16 protein-coding genes are annotated in these 14,911 nt (G+C 46.7%); 12 read left to right on the top strand and 4 right to left on the bottom strand.

Translation table 11 applies throughout. The features are described 5' to 3' along the window. The 4 genes from AC6B99_RS04865 (at position 1) to AC6B99_RS04850 (ending at position 2,935) form a co-directional block, all read left to right on the top strand. Positions 1-489, top strand: a complete 489-nt coding sequence (locus AC6B99_RS04865; protein ID WP_496662885.1) for a hypothetical protein — start codon at positions 1-3, stop codon at positions 487-489. 508 nt (positions 490-997) lie between these two features. After that, positions 998-1,633: a hypothetical protein gene (locus AC6B99_RS04860; RefSeq protein WP_496662884.1), complete on the top strand. Its 636-nt coding sequence runs from the start codon at positions 998-1,000 to the stop codon at positions 1,631-1,633. A 109-nt stretch (positions 1,634-1,742) separates the two neighbouring features. Then, the gene (locus AC6B99_RS04855; RefSeq protein ID WP_496662883.1) at positions 1,743-2,219 is read left to right on the top strand and encodes a hypothetical protein; all 477 of its coding nucleotides are present in this window, start codon (positions 1,743-1,745) and stop codon (positions 2,217-2,219) included. A gap of 35 nt (positions 2,220-2,254) precedes the next feature. Further along, positions 2,255-2,935 carry an endonuclease V gene (locus tag AC6B99_RS04850; RefSeq protein ID WP_496662882.1) on the top strand — a complete coding sequence of 227 codons (681 nt, stop codon included), beginning with the start codon at positions 2,255-2,257 and terminating at the stop codon, positions 2,933-2,935. A 142-nt stretch (positions 2,936-3,077) separates the two neighbouring features. On the opposite strand, the gene AC6B99_RS04845 is transcribed toward AC6B99_RS04850, so the two are convergent. After that, positions 3,078-3,440: a winged helix-turn-helix transcriptional regulator gene (locus AC6B99_RS04845; RefSeq protein WP_056037398.1), complete on the bottom strand. Its 363-nt coding sequence runs from the start codon at positions 3,438-3,440 to the stop codon at positions 3,078-3,080. A gap of 177 nt (positions 3,441-3,617) precedes the next feature. Here AC6B99_RS04845 and AC6B99_RS04840 point away from each other — a divergent pair, with 177 nt between their 5' ends. Further along, positions 3,618-4,820, top strand: coding sequence for an MFS transporter (locus AC6B99_RS04840; RefSeq protein WP_496662881.1), 1,203 nt, complete (start codon positions 3,618-3,620; stop codon positions 4,818-4,820). A 341-nt stretch (positions 4,821-5,161) separates the two neighbouring features. Next, entirely contained in the window at positions 5,162-6,640 is a 1,479-nt protein-coding gene (locus tag AC6B99_RS04835; protein ID WP_496662880.1) for a carboxylesterase/lipase family protein, read from the top strand. Between the two features lie 146 nt (positions 6,641-6,786). Here AC6B99_RS04835 and AC6B99_RS04830 read toward each other — a convergent pair whose 3' ends face one another. After that, positions 6,787-8,235 carry a DHA2 family efflux MFS transporter permease subunit gene (locus AC6B99_RS04830; protein WP_496662879.1) on the bottom strand — a complete coding sequence of 483 codons (1,449 nt, stop codon included), beginning with the start codon at positions 8,233-8,235 and terminating at the stop codon, positions 6,787-6,789. A gap of 119 nt (positions 8,236-8,354) precedes the next feature. Here AC6B99_RS04830 and AC6B99_RS04825 point away from each other — a divergent pair, with 119 nt between their 5' ends. Beyond that, on the top strand, positions 8,355-8,921 hold the full coding sequence (locus tag AC6B99_RS04825) for a PadR family transcriptional regulator (RefSeq protein ID WP_496662878.1): 567 nt from the start codon (positions 8,355-8,357) through the stop codon (positions 8,919-8,921). Positions 8,922-9,068: 147 nt separating this feature from the next. Here the strand turns inward: AC6B99_RS04825 and AC6B99_RS04820 are convergent, their stop codons facing one another. Together AC6B99_RS04820 and AC6B99_RS04815 are read right to left on the bottom strand one after the other, a co-directional pair. Then, the gene (locus AC6B99_RS04820) at positions 9,069-10,274 is read right to left on the bottom strand and encodes an MFS transporter (RefSeq protein WP_496662877.1); all 1,206 of its coding nucleotides are present in this window, start codon (positions 10,272-10,274) and stop codon (positions 9,069-9,071) included. Positions 10,275-10,347: 73 nt separating this feature from the next. Beyond that, a complete protein-coding gene (locus AC6B99_RS04815; protein ID WP_056037381.1) occupies positions 10,348-10,953 on the bottom strand; it encodes a TetR/AcrR family transcriptional regulator in 606 nt (201 codons plus the stop codon). A gap of 137 nt (positions 10,954-11,090) precedes the next feature. On the opposite strand from AC6B99_RS04815, the gene AC6B99_RS04810 reads away from it, so the two are divergent. From AC6B99_RS04810 to AC6B99_RS04790, 5 genes are all read left to right on the top strand, one after another. Next, complete coding sequence (locus AC6B99_RS04810; protein ID WP_056037378.1) at positions 11,091-11,957, top strand: YitT family protein; 867 nt, start codon at positions 11,091-11,093, stop codon at positions 11,955-11,957. Positions 11,958-12,181: 224 nt separating this feature from the next. Further along, the gene (locus AC6B99_RS04805; protein ID WP_056037437.1) at positions 12,182-12,496 is read left to right on the top strand and encodes a metal-sensitive transcriptional regulator; all 315 of its coding nucleotides are present in this window, start codon (positions 12,182-12,184) and stop codon (positions 12,494-12,496) included. Positions 12,497-12,524: 28 nt separating this feature from the next. After that, complete coding sequence (locus AC6B99_RS04800; RefSeq protein WP_496662876.1) at positions 12,525-12,725, top strand: cation transporter; 201 nt, start codon at positions 12,525-12,527, stop codon at positions 12,723-12,725. Positions 12,726-12,847: 122 nt separating this feature from the next. Further along, positions 12,848-13,795: a DUF8832 domain-containing protein gene (locus AC6B99_RS04795; protein ID WP_494881667.1), complete on the top strand. Its 948-nt coding sequence runs from the start codon at positions 12,848-12,850 to the stop codon at positions 13,793-13,795. Between the two features lie 29 nt (positions 13,796-13,824). Further along, the gene (locus tag AC6B99_RS04790) at positions 13,825-14,817 is read left to right on the top strand and encodes an AraC family transcriptional regulator (protein ID WP_056037373.1); all 993 of its coding nucleotides are present in this window, start codon (positions 13,825-13,827) and stop codon (positions 14,815-14,817) included. Positions 14,818-14,911 lie beyond the last annotated feature (94 nt).

Raw genomic sequence — 14,911 nt, 5'->3', positions numbered from 1 at the left:
ATGTATCTTGAAAGAGCAATTTTGAAAATAAATGGAATAAATTGGGGAATGGTGGGGGCAATTCAAAACGAGGGTGATGAAGATTTAGGTTATGAATTTTTGAGAAGATTGGCTCAATTTTTTAATGAGAAACAGCTAAAACCTTTGCCGCCAAGTATGGCAAACATAGCAAGATTGCTTGGTGATTTTGAAGATGAAGTTGAGGTTTTAACTTATTGTAATTCTGATGTGGCGGAGTTTTTGAATGAAAGTTTATACACACGAAAAACAATCGAATATTATTTACAGTTAGCAAAGTATGCAGATAAATTTCCCGATGTAAGTCAATATTTAGGCATATATGAGCTTTTGATTAGAGTACTGGAACGAGGAGGTTGCTTTTACCTTAAGTATAACGAGTTAGAAATAGAAAAAAGAGCATATTATCCTTTGAGCAATTGGTTCGAAAGATTTATTGATAAAGAACCAATAGATATAAGTAGCCTATAGGATATTATGTGTAAAAAATTCAGCCTTAGTACAATAAAAGATAGGTTGTTTTGAGAGAATAGCACCGCTAAGGAAATTCAAAAAGAAACAAGTATATTGATGATATAAGGATTATTGTGTAAGTAGAAAGAGTAGAAATACTAGGTATGAATTTTCATTCATCAAATAGCAAAATCTATGTCAATAGTAAGACACTTAATAGATGGAAAAGGCTTATTCCAACTTGAAGTTTGAGTAGGGGTAAGTTTTTTACATTAAGATGCCTTTAACATACTGTGTTGAACAAATGTATAAAATGGGGCTTGGAAGCAATGGGAAATGGATATTTACAGGGAGACTTAGTTTATAGGATGTTTTAGAAATGAACAAATCTGCCGAGAAAAGTTGATCGCGATCAACTCAACGCTAGACGGTAGCAATGAGACGAAAAGCTGGTTGGTGTTCCCGAAGTGAAAGATGAATGTGTTTGAAACATCGAGAGCAACCAAGATGTAGCAGGACAGCGAGAGTGAACAGAGCATTATCGAATCAGATCGCTTCGCAAACGAATGCGGATTATTATGTGCTGCTGATTAGCGATAATCGCGTTGGCATACAGAGTGAGCATATTGGAGGTATGAGTAAAATGGATTTCAGGTTATCTATTAGTTCTGGTTTACCTGGAAAGGCCCTGAGAAAATTGTTTTACGAAATGATATGTGATGTGTTAGTCCTCGAATTAAATATATATGAAGCAGAAGTCAGGGATTGGTCTGATGATCGACAGGTAAGTATTACTGCTACTTATTTTTCTATAAGTATTGATCTAGATGAGGAGGAAGAATATCTAGAATGGTTTCGTGAAATGAATCTCGAAGATCACGGTGTAGATACAAATGTTCTTATTAGTATTCAATTTATAACGCGTACCTTTGATATCGGATATCTTAAATTTCTTGAATTAGTTGGAAGGTTGTTGAGGTTGAACGATTTAGATATGCTTGTAGAAAATCATTCTTCATATCCACTAATGAAAAGAGTTAAAGGGCGTTTATTAATCAATACTCATTCAAAAGAATATCAAACCAGTTATTTGGCTAAGGAAGAACTAGAACTACTCAACTATCCATATCTAGAAGAGGATTTTTTAAAGCATCAAAAATAGTTGACCCTCATCATCAGGGACTAACTCTTAAACTACCATCTGCGTGAATCGATTGTCTCGAAAAACCGGATATAAATGCTGAAGTGCTTAAGTAGGGAGTGTTATAGCTGTGAAAGTAGAACCAAATTCTCCTAATGAAGTCGTAGTTTTAGTTAAACATAAAGAAAAATATACTTGGTATGTGAGTGAAAAAGAATTATGGATCATGGATTTGCTAAAATTAGAGAACGCTTTCCGCAAGAAATTTCATGAACCGGAAGTAACTGAAACAGATGCTGATTATGATGAGCGTGTAGGATGTGAAATACTATCCGAAAAAAATATAGACCAGTTTCAAGAAGCGATGAAAGACTTTGAAGTCAGCTACACAGAATTGACTGATTACTTTCAATTATATTCTGAGATATACTTGGATGGCATGAATTCTGAAGTCGAAATTTCGTTTTATCTGGACTTTGATAGCCGAACTTTTTACTCTTTTTTTACTGAACCCGGATCTTATGAGGAGTTTGTTCCATCAGGCTGGCAGGGGATTTATGAAAGAGAAGCGAAAAAAGTGATCCCAACCCCTTTTAATTTAGAGTAAAAGAATGAATACATATAACGAAAGGTCCAAACAAAATGGAAAATAAAATAACGGCAAGCTATGATGACATTCAACAGGATTTAGTTCAACAAATTAAGTTGGAAAATCATTTTAAAATAGAAGACATTAAGCTCATTGCCGGAGTGGATCTAGCGTACTGGGAGGAAGCTGGAAAGACAATTGCAGTGTGCTGCATATGTGTCGTAGATTTTCTAACGAAAGAGGTTGTGGAGATACAGTCTTTAAAAGCTGAAATTAAGGTGCCTTATATACCGGGCTATTTATCTTTTAGAGAATTGCCTTTAATTATCGATACGTTTAAGCTGCTAACTAGTGATCCGGATATGATTATGTTTGATGGCAATGGATATTTGCACCCTAGAAATATGGGAATCGCCACACATGCGTCCTTCCATCTGAATAAACCGACGATAGGTATGGCGAAAACTTATTTGAAAATCGATTCGGTTGATTTTGATATGCCGGCGAATGAAGCAGGGGCGTTCACCAATATTGTAATAAACAACATCGTATATGGACGAGCGCTAAGAACGCATAAAGATGTGAAGCCTATTTTTATTTCATGCGGCAATTGGATTGATATAGATACCGCGACCGCCATCACGCTAGCGTTAATTAATAAAGAAAGCAGACTGCCTATACCCGTAAGACTAGCCGATTTAGAAACTAAAAAAAGGAGAGAGCATTTTAGATAGCATATGGAAAAGGCTCGTTCCACTTGGACTTCAAGGAGGAATAAGCCTTTTTTTAGAATAGCTTTAGAAAAGCCCCGTGACACTTAAACTCCAATACTATCTCTACAACTACATCGTCGCGCTAATAAGCAGCAGACTGTGCTTATTTATTCAAAACACTTTCCTCCAGCATCGAATACTTATCGCCATAAATTCGGATAATATGCTCTTCTCCCCAGTTGCAGAGGGCGCTCAAAATGCTGTCGAGGCTGAGTCCGTATTCGGTCAGCTCGTATTCGACCTTAGGAGGCACCTGATTATACGTAATCCGGTTCACGATTCCATCGTCCTCCAGCTCGCGGAGCTGCTGAGTGAGCATTTTTTGCGTAATGCCTGGCATGAGCCGCTTCAGCTCGCTAGTCCGCTTCTTGCCGTGGGTGAGATGGCACAAAATGACGCATTTCCATTTCCCTCCGATAACCTCAAGCGTCGCTTCTACGGAAATATTGTATTTCTTCTTCGTCATGCTGCTCCTCCTTGCTGATCGGTATTTATAGGTACTTTTTAGTGCCTACAGTACTGAAAAGTACGTACTATTCATTTGGATAGATATAACCTATCATAGCATTTATCGATCCATTGCGGCTACTCGCGAAGTGAACCGTACCCAATAGATACACGACAGAATAGGAGGCAATATAGCATGACTATTAATCAAAAAAGAAGCACATTGGCACTGCTGGCTCTCGCCGTTAGCGCATTTGCCATTGGTACCACGGAATTTATAAGTGTCGGGCTGCTGCCGCTGATTTCAGAGGACTTGCAGGTATCGCTTCGGGCAGCGGGGCTAACTGTTTCTCTTTATGCACTGGGTGTAACGATTGGGGCTCCCATCCTTACATCCCTAACGTCCAGCTTGTCGCGTAAAACGCTGCTCATGTGGATTATGCTCATCTTCATTATCGGCAACAGCTTAGCGGCCGCATCGACTAGCATTGAGGTGCTGCTGATCGCGCGCATCGTATCGGCTTTTTCGCATGGCCTATTTATGTCGATTGGCTCGACGATTGCGGCTGATCTTGTTCCGGCGAACCGCCGTGCCAGCGCGATTTCGATTATGTTCAGCGGATTGACCGTTGCGACGGTAACCGGTGTGCCGCTCGGTACATTTATCGGCCAGCTGTGGGGCTGGCGTACGGCTTTTGTCGCTATCGTGATTGTCGGCGTTCTTGCGTTTATTGCGAATATGCTGCTCATTCCAAGCGATTTGCGCAAAGGAGCTCGTTCTTCCTTTAAAGATCAATTGCAGTTGGTCAAAAATGGCCGGCTATTGCTGCTGTTCGCCATCACCGCCTTGGGCTACGGTGGCACATTTGTCGTATTCACTTATTTATCCCCGCTATTGCAGCAAATAACCGGATTTAAATCGGGAACGGTCACGGTTATTTTGCTCGTATACGGTATTGCGATTGCGCTCGGTAATATGATTGGCGGAAAGCTTGCCAACCGCAACCCGATTGTTGCTTTGTTTTATATGTTTATGGTGCAGGCCGTTGTGCTCGTTATCCTGACATTTACGGCGCCTTTCAAAATTATCGGTCTAGTGACGATTATTGCGATGGGACTGCTGCATTTTATGAACGTGCCGGGTTTGCAGGTGTACGTTGTGATGCTGGCCGAACGGTTCGTGCCGCGTGCAGTTGATGTGGCCTCGGCGATTAATATTGCTGCCTTTAATGCAGGGATTGCTATCGGTGCTTATCTTGGCGGCATCATTGCTGCTTCCATCGGGCTTATTCATACGACCTGGATCGGCGCGTTGATGGTGCTGGGAGCGGTGCTGCTGAGTGGGTGGAGCATGGCGCTGGAACGCAAGGACCAGAAGGGAAGTCAGAAAGCGGCGTGATTTTAGAGGAAGCAATCAATTAATCTGCAATAATAACAGGGCTGTCCATCCGTCAGTAAAATGGCGGGGGCGGCTTTTTGCATTTTTTAAAATAAATCCTTATTCGTCTCAATCCAAGTATATTTCCTTTAGCAAAAACAGCTCATCATTAAATGGATTATGGATGGAATTAGAAGCCCCTTAGGATCGGGAAGTTAGAAGTGAAAAAGGCATAAAATTGATAAGCGGACGCCCATTTGCTATCATAAATAATAAGGAACTGACCGAAAAAACAAATCGGTCATTTCGTTTGTTTTCAACATTTTTTGCGTTCCATTATGGGCAATGAGGGAGAGTGAAGCATGTCAACGATCGAGGTAAATACGAAGGATGGCGCGGTTAAAGGGCAGCAGTTAAACGGAGTTTCCGTTTGGAAGGGAATTCCCTATGCCAAGCCGCCAGTAGATGAGCTGCGATTTGCAGCGCCTGTTCCGCCTGAGCAGTGGGAAGGCGTCAGAGAAGCTTTCCATTTTGGCCCTGAAAATATACAGCCAAGACACAATGGGGCGTCAGCGGAGTTTGCCGCAGGTACGTCCCTTGAATCTGAAGATTGCCTTTATTTAAACGTATGGGCACCGGAAGCAGCCATAACTGAAAATGCAGCCGCGCCGCTTCCAGTTATGGTATGGATTCATGGCGGCTCTTTCTTGACTGGAGCAGGAAGCTTGCCTCTCTATGATGGATCAGAGCTGGTGAAGCGAGGAAATGTGATCGTCGTGACGATCAATTATCGTCTAGGACCGTTCGGGTTTCTGCATCTCGCGCCGCTTGGCGGCTCCTTCGTATCGAATGCAGGACTTCTAGATCAAATAGCAGCACTGGAATGGGTGAAAAATAATATCGCGGCGTTCGGCGGCGATCCCGCTGCCGTCACCATTTTTGGCGAATCCGCAGGCAGTATGAGCATTGCAGCGCTGCTGGCCATGCCGAAGGCGAAAGGCTTGTACAGCCATGCCATTATGCAAAGCGGAGCGTCGCAGTCCATTGCGCCTCAGCAAGCGGATGCCATCCGGGCAGGCCTGCTTCAAGTTCTCGGCATTAATCCATCTGAGCTGGATAAGCTAAGGAGCGTGCCGGCGGAGCAAATTTTTGCAGCAGGAGAAAAGCTGAAGGAGCAGGCGGGAGACCGGTTTGCGCTGCTGTTTCAACCGGTGCCCGACGAAGCGACGCTTCCACAGACGCCGCTGGAGGCCATTCAGGAAGGGGCAGCGGAAGACATTCCTCTGCTAATCGGGACGAATTTGAATGAGGGGCATTTTTTCATCCGGCCCGATATGCCTTTTGATGATAATCTTGATATGTCCAAAGCGTTGGCTTTTATGGCGCCGGATATCAAAAACGCCGCCGCAGCTGCGGCAGCTTATCCGCAAACGTCAGACGGACAAGCGCAAATGATGACCGAAGCCTTTTTCTGGCGTTCGTCCCTGCAGTTCGCCACCGTACAAAGCGAGCATGCGCCTGTATGGATGTATCGTTTTGACTGGGTGCTGCCGGAGCACCCGCTGCTGAATAAAGCGATTCACGCCATTGAAATCTTCTTTGTGTTCAATACGCTGGAGCATATGCAGGGCATGGGCGTTACACCCGATGAGTCCATGAGGCAGTTAGCTTGGCGCATGCAGGATGCGTGGCTTGCTTTCGCCAAACAGGGCAAGCCTAATGTTGAAAATGTCACTTGGCCTGCATACAGCAAGCCGGAGCGTTCGACGCTCATTTTCAACCATAGCATTCAAGTGATTGCTGACCCTGAAGCTCAAAAGCGCGAGCTTCTGGAGCTGTAAAGCATCAGCTTAAAGTAAGCTTCAAATCGAAAAGCACCAATGAAGCAGGCGCAATTGCCTATTTCATTGGTGCTTTGTTGTAGTGTGGCTTTGTTGTAATGGTGTTTGGTGCTTTGGTGTTCATAATCCCATCAATCCATCATCCATTACCTGCTTGGCTGCAAAACCGCCGCCCGCCCTTTCCGCTGTTTAAGCAGCAGCAAGAGAGGGAAGCCGGCCAGCACTGTAATGGCACCGACCACAAACACATCATTAATGCTCATTGTGAACGACATCAAGCGGATCGTATTCGTATCGGTAGCGCCAGACTGGATGAGCTCGCTGCTATGGATGGCGGAACGGCTGGAAATGAGTCCCGTAAACACTGCAATAGCGAAGGAACTGAGCACATTGCGAATCCAGTTGCTGATGGAAGCGGCATGACCGGACCACTCAGGCGGAATTTCTTCCATGGAGGCGGTACTGCTCGGAACGGAAGCAAAGCCAAGCCCAATATTGCGAATGATCATTCCCCACAGTACGAAGCTGTACGCCGTATCCATATGCAGCCAGCTCAGCATAAACAGCCCTGCGAAAATAAATACGATGCCGATGCTGATCATTTTCACCGCTCCAAGCTTCGGGTACAGCTTTCCGGCTATTGGACTTAGAAGCGCCAATATGACGGAGGAGGGCAGCAAAATCAGCCCTGTTGCAAGCGGACTTTCAAGCTGCACCTGCTGCAAAAACAGCGGAGTCAAATACGTTCCCGTGTACAGCGCCACCGTCACCATGCCATAAATGCTCAGCATGATGGTAAAGCGGCGAATGCGGAAAACCCGCAAATTCAGCAGCGGCTCCTTGGCCGTCAGCTCCCGCCAAATAAAGAGGCCTAGCAAAGCGACGCCTGCAGCCATAAGCAGCAGCGTTTTCCATGAGCTCCAGCCCCAGCTGTTACCCTCACTAAAAGCTACGAGCAGCGCCAGACTGCCGAGAATAACGGTCATGATGCCCGGAATATCGAGCGATTTCGGAATGTTCATCCGATAATAAGGAATCAGCTTTTGGGTCAAAATAATCGCAATCAGCCCGATCGGCACATTGAACAAAAACAGCCAATGCCAGCTTGCCTGCTGCAGCAGCCAGCCGCTAAAAGTCGGGCCAATCGCAGGTGCGACCATCGCCGACAGCGACCATAGGCTAACCGCAAATGCCCGGCGCTCCTTCGGCACAACCTGAAATATTATCGTCATCGTACAGGACATAATAAGCCCGCTGCATGCCCCTTGCAGCATTCGAAATACGATCAGCGACGTCGTATCCCACGCGGTTGCGCACAAAAACGAAAACAGCGTAAAGCCGACCAGCGCGTATAAATATAATCGTTTATAACTGAATCGTCCTCCCAAATACCCGACGAGTGGTGAAATGACTCCGGTTGCCAGCATAAAGCCCGTCACCATCCACTGCATTGTTGAAAGCTCCGAATGGAAATGATCCATTAGCAGTGGAAGCGCAATATTAATCGTCGTTGTGCTGAGCACAGAAAGGAACGTTCCGAAGAAAATCGCAATCATAATCGGCCAAAATCGTATCGTAGTTGTCTGCTCCTCCAAAACAAATGTCCTCCTGTCATTGCTTATATGTCTACTTTTACATATAATATTCTGTGTTATCTATGTTACACTTATGCATTTTATATGTCAATAATGACATATTGGGAGGCCGATATACGATGCGATTAAACACTTTATCCTACGGGTTGCTTGCTTTGCTAAGCGCTAGTCCACTAACAGGCTATGATTTGGCGCAAAAAATAAAGCCGCTGTGGCAGGCGGGCCACAGTCAAATTTACCCGCTGCTTGCTGCGCTGGAGCAAAACGGCTATATCGCTTTTGAGCGGATTGAGCAGCAGGATAAGCCGGACAAGAAGGAATATTCCATTACCGATAAAGGGCTAACGGAGCTGGGAAGATGGGTGGAGCTGCCAGCGGAAAATCCTGTGCTGCGGGACGAGCTGCATTTTAAGCTGTATGGCTTGTGGCTGTCAGAGCCGGAAAAGGCAAAGGCGTTGCTCGTTACTCGCGAAGCTTTTTGCCGGAGCGAGCTGGAGCGTTACGATGGACTGATGCGTACTCTGGAGGAGAAGCGCGTAAGCGGGAAGGATGCGCGCAAGCAGAACGCGCGGCTGCTCGGGCGTTATTTGCTAATTAGCAAACGAACGATGGATACGCGGACTTCATTAGCTTTTTGCGAATGGGCGATGAAGGAGCTTGAAGCCAGCGAATGGCTGGAAGGCTGACGAGCTGGGAGTTCACGATTATGCTCGGAGGAAGCGCCGTTTTTTTCGGGTCGAGATTATATTACAAAAGGAAAACGATGTGCTTAACTTTGCAGCAAAGCCCAATCCTCTATGTAGAGTGGATTGGGCTTTGCTTCGTACCAGCTTTTATGCTTCTCGAGAGGCGGCTGTGTCACTTCTCTGAAAATGCACCTTGAGCGAGGGAAGAACAGATATCAAACATACGGCTGCCGCTATGAGGTAAACGGGAACCAAGCCGATTGAAGTCGCGAGCAGTCCGGATACAACTGTGCCAAGCAGGGTCGCCCCTATGAACAAGGGGGTCATCAGACCATTGACCTTGCCGACCATTCCGTCGGGAATTTTCGCAATGACAAAGCTGGCAACTGCCGTATTAAGAACGGCGAGCAGCATGCCATTGGCGAAGCGGAATGCTCCAGTCACCAGCGGCCAGATAGAGGACCCTTCCACTATAAAGGTAATGCCAAGAAAGGCGAGTGCAAGCGGCAGCAAATATTTAGCTTGAAGCAGCTTGGGCAACAGTGCTGCCAGCAGCGAGCCCAGCAGCAGGCCAATGCCGTCGGCGGTGGCAAACCACTGCACATTTTCCTTGCTAAGGCCAAGCCTTTCAGTCACTATAAATATTTCAAGCGGCTGAACGAGCCCGGCTGCCAGCCCGATGAAAGCGAAGGTTAGAAATAACCGGAGTAAGCTTTTCTCAGCCATAACGAAGCGGTAGCCGGAGGTTAAATCATTTTTAAGGGAAACGTTTGAACGTTCCTGTGACTTGTTTTCCTTAGGCAGCAGTGTAAGCGCGGTGGCTGACAATAGAAATAACACTGGCAGCACAAGCAGCGATGTCGTTATTCCTGCCCACTGATAAATCGCCGTTCCAACAATCGGACCGAGAATAAGAAACAATGACGATAGACTTTGCGAAAGGCCAACTGCGGCGGGAACCTGATCCTCAGGAATATGGCGTTTGAACACCTTCGCTGATGAAGGTTGTGAAAATTGGCTGACGATGGCGGATACGAATACGGATACATACAGCGCTTCCCACCAATCATTCGCCAGCATAAGCATTATGACGCCAATCGATGCGGCGCTGAGCAGGTCGCTGGCAATCATCGTGCGCTTCGGATTCCAGCGGTCGGCAAGCACGCCGCCAACGATGGAAAAGATAAGAATCGGCGCATATTCCAAAATGGACAGCAGGGATACGGCTACCTTATTGCCATTCGTCTGCTCCATGACAAAAAAGAGGAGTGCCATATTGCGAATCCAAATCGCTAGCTGCTGCATAACATCAGAAAAAAGAATAATGCGAAAAGTACGGTTCTGATATAACATGGTATCCATTCCCTTCGTTTGTAGACCGACCAACCGGTCTAATTATTAGCTAAAAAAAAGCGCCAGCTATCCTTCACTTAGCGCGTATACCATTCAACAGCAGCTTGGCTGCCAGATGAAACAGCTTAGAGACACGATCCGGTTCCTGCTCCCGGTCAATCGTATAATACACTTTTCCAAGGCCCTCCATCATGCTGCTGACAATCAAAACAAGCTCTTCCTCATCACTAGCAACAAATAGGCCGCTGGCTTGCCCCTCGCGAATAAGGTCGCGGCAGGCTTGCGATGCGTTATTCATGATCTGGAGAAGGCGATTGAAGATTTCCTCCTGTGTGAACGCCTGGCTGCGCGAAAATTCCTCCATGGCTTTCATAAGCGGATTTTGAAAGTCATGGGCGTAATGCTCTGCAAGTGCATAAAGCTGCTCCTCAACAGTAGTCAGCTTCTCACGTTTACGATCCCATGCCAAACGCCATTGCTCACTATCTTCCTCAGCCACCGCAAGGAAAAGCTGCTCCTTGCTCGGAAAATGATGATATAGGCTGCCTTTGCTGACCTTGCTGCTCTCGCATACCTCGTTCATGGAAACGGCTCCATAGCCTTTCTGGACAAACAGCTGCTTTGCCGTGGAGGCGATGCGGCGTTTGGTTTCTTCACCATCTGAACGTCCCTTGACCATTTGCTGTCCCTCCTACTAGACCGACTGATCGGTCTAATTATATGCGAGTGACGACAATCTTGCAATATTTCCAGCCGTTGTTTTGAAAAATATCCATTTCTATGCTAGTCTTAAAAGAAAATAGTCGGAGGCAAAGCATGGCAAAAGCGCATAAGAAACTTTCAAAGCTTGAAATTTTGAAAAGAACGCTGTTTATTACAATCGGAGCCGTCCTCATGGGCGTCGCACTGGAATTGTTCCTCGTCCCAAATAGCGTCATCGACGGAGGAATTACCGGTATTTCGATTATGATCTCTCACCTGACTGACAAGCCTCTGGGTATTTTTATTTTCCTCTTGAACCTGCCATTCCTGTTCATCGGCTTCAAGCAAATTGGTAAAACGTTTGCGATATCTACTCTATACGGTATCGTGGTCATGTCCGTAACGACGCAAATGCTGCATCACGTGGACGCTTTTACAGAGGATAAGCTGCTTGCTGTATTGTTCGGCGGTATTATTCTTGGCGGTGGTATCGGTCTCGTTATCCGTTTCGGCGGATCGCTGGATGGCACGGAAATTTTGGCGATTTTAGCCTCGAAGAAGTTTTCCATGCCGGTTGGACAATTTATTATGATCGTCAACGTGTTCATCTTTATTTTGGCGGGCTTCGTCTTCAAATGGGATTCCGCCATGTATTCGATGTTCACGTATTATATCGCGACGAAAGTGATGGATATTGTGGTGGAGGGTCTCGACGAATCCAAATCGGTTACCATTATATCTGCCGAATACGAGGAAATTTCTGAAGCTGTTATGAGCCGTTTGGGCAGAAGCACAACGTATATCCAGGCAAGGGGCGGCTACTCCAGAGAAGAAACGCAAATGATCTACTGCGTAGTCAACCGTCTGGAAGTGGCGAAGCTTAAATCCATCGTCCATGACATTGATCCCCGCGCATTCGTTGCCATTGAGCATGTATCTGATGTGAGCGGCGGCAACTTTAGCAAGAAAGAAATTCACTAAACGAACTCATGCCCGACCCTATATGATCTTATTTTTCCCAAAAGCAGCAGTTCAGGACACGCATTTATGGTCTGGAGCTGCTGTTTTTGATTCTATGCATATAGCCTTTTATATGGCTTTACATACCCTATGGGGGTATGTTAATATAAAAATAAGCTTATGCTATACCCCCTGGAGGTATTATTATGGACAAAGAAACGAAATCGGCTTGTTTGCATCAGCATATGGATTCAGGTGGTGCAGGCGATGACCAGTCCAAGGAGCGTCTGAGCCACCATTCCGATGATATGAAAGCGAATTTGATCAGGCGTTTGAACAAGGTGGAGGGTCAAATCCGCGGCGTGAAGGCGATGATTGAGAAGGATACGTATTGCGATGATGTGCTCACTCAGATAGCAGCTGCGCAATCGGCATTAAACGGGGTAGGCAAGCTGCTGCTGGAAGGGCATATGAAAAGCTGTATTGTCGATCGCATTCAGGCAGGCGAGCATGAAGTTATTGACGAGCTGTTGATTACCGTTAAGAAATTAATGAAATAATAAAACATTACTCAAGGAGGCTATAAAGATGGAAAATGTAATACTTAAAGTAGAAGGCATGTCCTGTGGACATTGCGTGAGCACGGTGGAGAAAGCTGTAAATGAAGCGGGAGCAAGCGGTAAAGTCGATTTAGCAGCTGGACAAGTAGCGTTGGAGTTTGATGCAGAGAAAGTATCACTGGCTTCCATTAAAGAAGCGATTGAAAACACCGGTTTCGACGTCGTATAACACGGGGCATAAGCTAAACTAGCAGAGCCCTCTTTTTCCGAAGCGAACATAGCAAGATGGTTTGGGCTTTGGAGAAGGAGCGGCTTTTTGTGTTTTTTAAAAAAGGAGTTGGGAAAAGGAAAATGGCAAAAAGTAAAGCGGCGCTCTATATGACGATGATCGCGCTTGCGGGCATGCTGGCAGGATGCGGTTCGAATAGCGCAAACACTAGCGGCACAAGCGCAAGCGGTCATGAAGGGCATGAGCAGTCCAGCCCGGCAGCTGCACCAGAAGCTGCGGAGTCAGGCGCACACAATGGACATGGCAGTGATGAAAAAGCGGGGAGCAATAACGGTCATGGCGGCCATGGGGATATGGACGGTATGGAGCATGAACAGGCAAATGCCGATGTGTTGTGGAGCTTCCAGAGTGGACAGCCAGCAGCAGGAGCGGAAGAAGCCATTGAGCTTAATGTCACGGATGATGCGGGTGCGCCAATCGAGAAGTTTGATTTGAATCATGAGAAGCTTATGCATTTGATTGCCGTAAGCAGCGACTTGAACTATTTTTCACATATACACCCGAATTATGAAAGTGGCGGCAAATTTACAGTGAAGGAAACGTTCCCGGCCGCTGGCACATACAAGCTGTTTGCCGATTTTATACCAACAGGTGCCGCGCAGCAGACGATGAGTACAGAGGTGGAAGTTACGGGGCAAGCTGCCGCTAAAGTCGAGCTGAAGGCAGACCAAGAGCTTGTGAAGACGGTGGAAGGACAGCAGGTGAAGCTCGCGCTGTCAACGACGAAAGCGGGCGAGGAAGCTAAGCTCACGTACACCTTTGAGGATGCAGCGACGGGTGAGCCGGTTACAGATTTAGAGCCTTATTTGGGAGCTGTGGGCCATGTCGTCATTATTAGCGGCGATTTGGCAAAATATTTGCATGTGCATCCGCTGGATGAGGCTGCAAAGGGCCCGGATGCTGTTTTTGCCACCGAGTTTCCAGAGCCTGGTGTATATAAAATATGGGGACAATTTCAGCGCGGCGGGAAGACGTTTATCGTCCCCTTCGTCGTGAACATTCAAGCTTAAACCTAACTTAGAAGCAAGGAGGAGAGGCGTTGCTTCCTTTCATACAGCTGCTGCAGCATCGAACGGCTAGGCCGTCGGTCCGCTTCGCCCATCTGAGCGTTGGCTCGAAAGCGGCAGCACCGAGAACGATTTACGATCATAAGTTTATTTTTGTGCTAAAGGGGAGCGGTATCGTTTCTTCTGAAGGCAAGCAAGCCGCATATAAGGAAGGCTCGGTCATTATGATTCCGCCGGGCGTCGCCCACAGCTTGATGCAGGGGCTGGAACAGGGGCAGGAGGATGAGCTGCATATTGCGATTCATTTTGACTGGGAGCCGCGGGTACAGCTGAAAGAGGAGCTATTGCATCACATTGATGCTAATGAGGCTTCCGAAACGGAGTCGGAATTGGCAGCATCAGCGCTGGTGCCAGCGCCAGTAACAGAGGAGCCAGCATCAAAATCAGCGCCATATTCCATTTGGCTTCCTCATGTGATAGTGCTTGAATCTGCAACGGACGAGCTATTTGCTTGTGCAGGCTGGACGGTGCGCGCCTATGAGCAGGGCGGTGCTTACCAGCGGCTGCGTACCGATGCTGAAATGCTGAACTTGATCGTGCAACTGGTCGAAAATTTAACGGACGGCCCGCAGGCGCTCCAAACGCTGCAGCCCTATGAAAACGAACAAGCGACAGTGCAGAAGGAGCACAGCGATATAATCATGTTCGTGCAGCGGATGGAGCAGCTTGCCGAAGAGCTGCCGATTTCGGCAGCGGCATTTGAGGAGCTGTACCGGGAAAGTTGTTTCTCTGAAAGCCATTTTCGCACGCAGTTTGAAGAGCGGCTAGGCATGGCGCCGCATTCTTATTTCACGAGAATCCGCCTGAGACGAGCTTCGCAGCTGCTGCTGGATACTGAGCTTACCGTTCAGGAAATCAGCTATTTGTGCGGCTACGAGGATGCTGAATATTTCAGCCGCTTGTTCCGCCAGCATGAAGGCATGACGCCTCAGGAATTTAGGCAATCGCTGAGGAGTGTAGGATAGGAATTGAATTATAGCTCGCACGTTGAATGAACTCATGAATTTCAGAGTGAACAGCGTTATAACAGAAATCAGCCCTTCAATCATCTTGTGGGAT

It is taken from the genome of Paenibacillus liaoningensis, assembly GCF_059609455.1.
Note: the sequence above shows the minus strand (reverse complement) of the source record. Positions and strands in the feature narration are given on the sequence as shown.

Coding starts and splice junctions, on each gene's coding strand:
- AC6B99_RS04865 (WP_496662885.1), top strand. CDS start 1: ATGTATCTTGAAAGAGCAATTTTGAAAATAAATGGAATAAATTGGGGA.
- AC6B99_RS04850 (WP_496662882.1), top strand. CDS start 2,255: ATGGAAAATAAAATAACGGCAAGCTATGATGACATTCAACAGGATTTA.
- AC6B99_RS04845 (WP_056037398.1), bottom strand. CDS start 3,440: ATGACGAAGAAGAAATACAATATTTCCGTAGAAGCGACGCTTGAGGTT.
- AC6B99_RS04840 (WP_496662881.1), top strand. CDS start 3,618: ATGACTATTAATCAAAAAAGAAGCACATTGGCACTGCTGGCTCTCGCC.
- AC6B99_RS04835 (WP_496662880.1), top strand. CDS start 5,162: ATGTCAACGATCGAGGTAAATACGAAGGATGGCGCGGTTAAAGGGCAG.
- AC6B99_RS04825 (WP_496662878.1), top strand. CDS start 8,355: ATGCGATTAAACACTTTATCCTACGGGTTGCTTGCTTTGCTAAGCGCT.
- AC6B99_RS04820 (WP_496662877.1), bottom strand. CDS start 10,274: ATGTTATATCAGAACCGTACTTTTCGCATTATTCTTTTTTCTGATGTT.
- AC6B99_RS04815 (WP_056037381.1), bottom strand. CDS start 10,953: ATGGTCAAGGGACGTTCAGATGGTGAAGAAACCAAACGCCGCATCGCC.
- AC6B99_RS04810 (WP_056037378.1), top strand. CDS start 11,091: ATGGCAAAAGCGCATAAGAAACTTTCAAAGCTTGAAATTTTGAAAAGA.
- AC6B99_RS04805 (WP_056037437.1), top strand. CDS start 12,182: ATGGATTCAGGTGGTGCAGGCGATGACCAGTCCAAGGAGCGTCTGAGC.
- AC6B99_RS04800 (WP_496662876.1), top strand. CDS start 12,525: ATGGAAAATGTAATACTTAAAGTAGAAGGCATGTCCTGTGGACATTGC.
- AC6B99_RS04795 (WP_494881667.1), top strand. CDS start 12,848: ATGGCAAAAAGTAAAGCGGCGCTCTATATGACGATGATCGCGCTTGCG.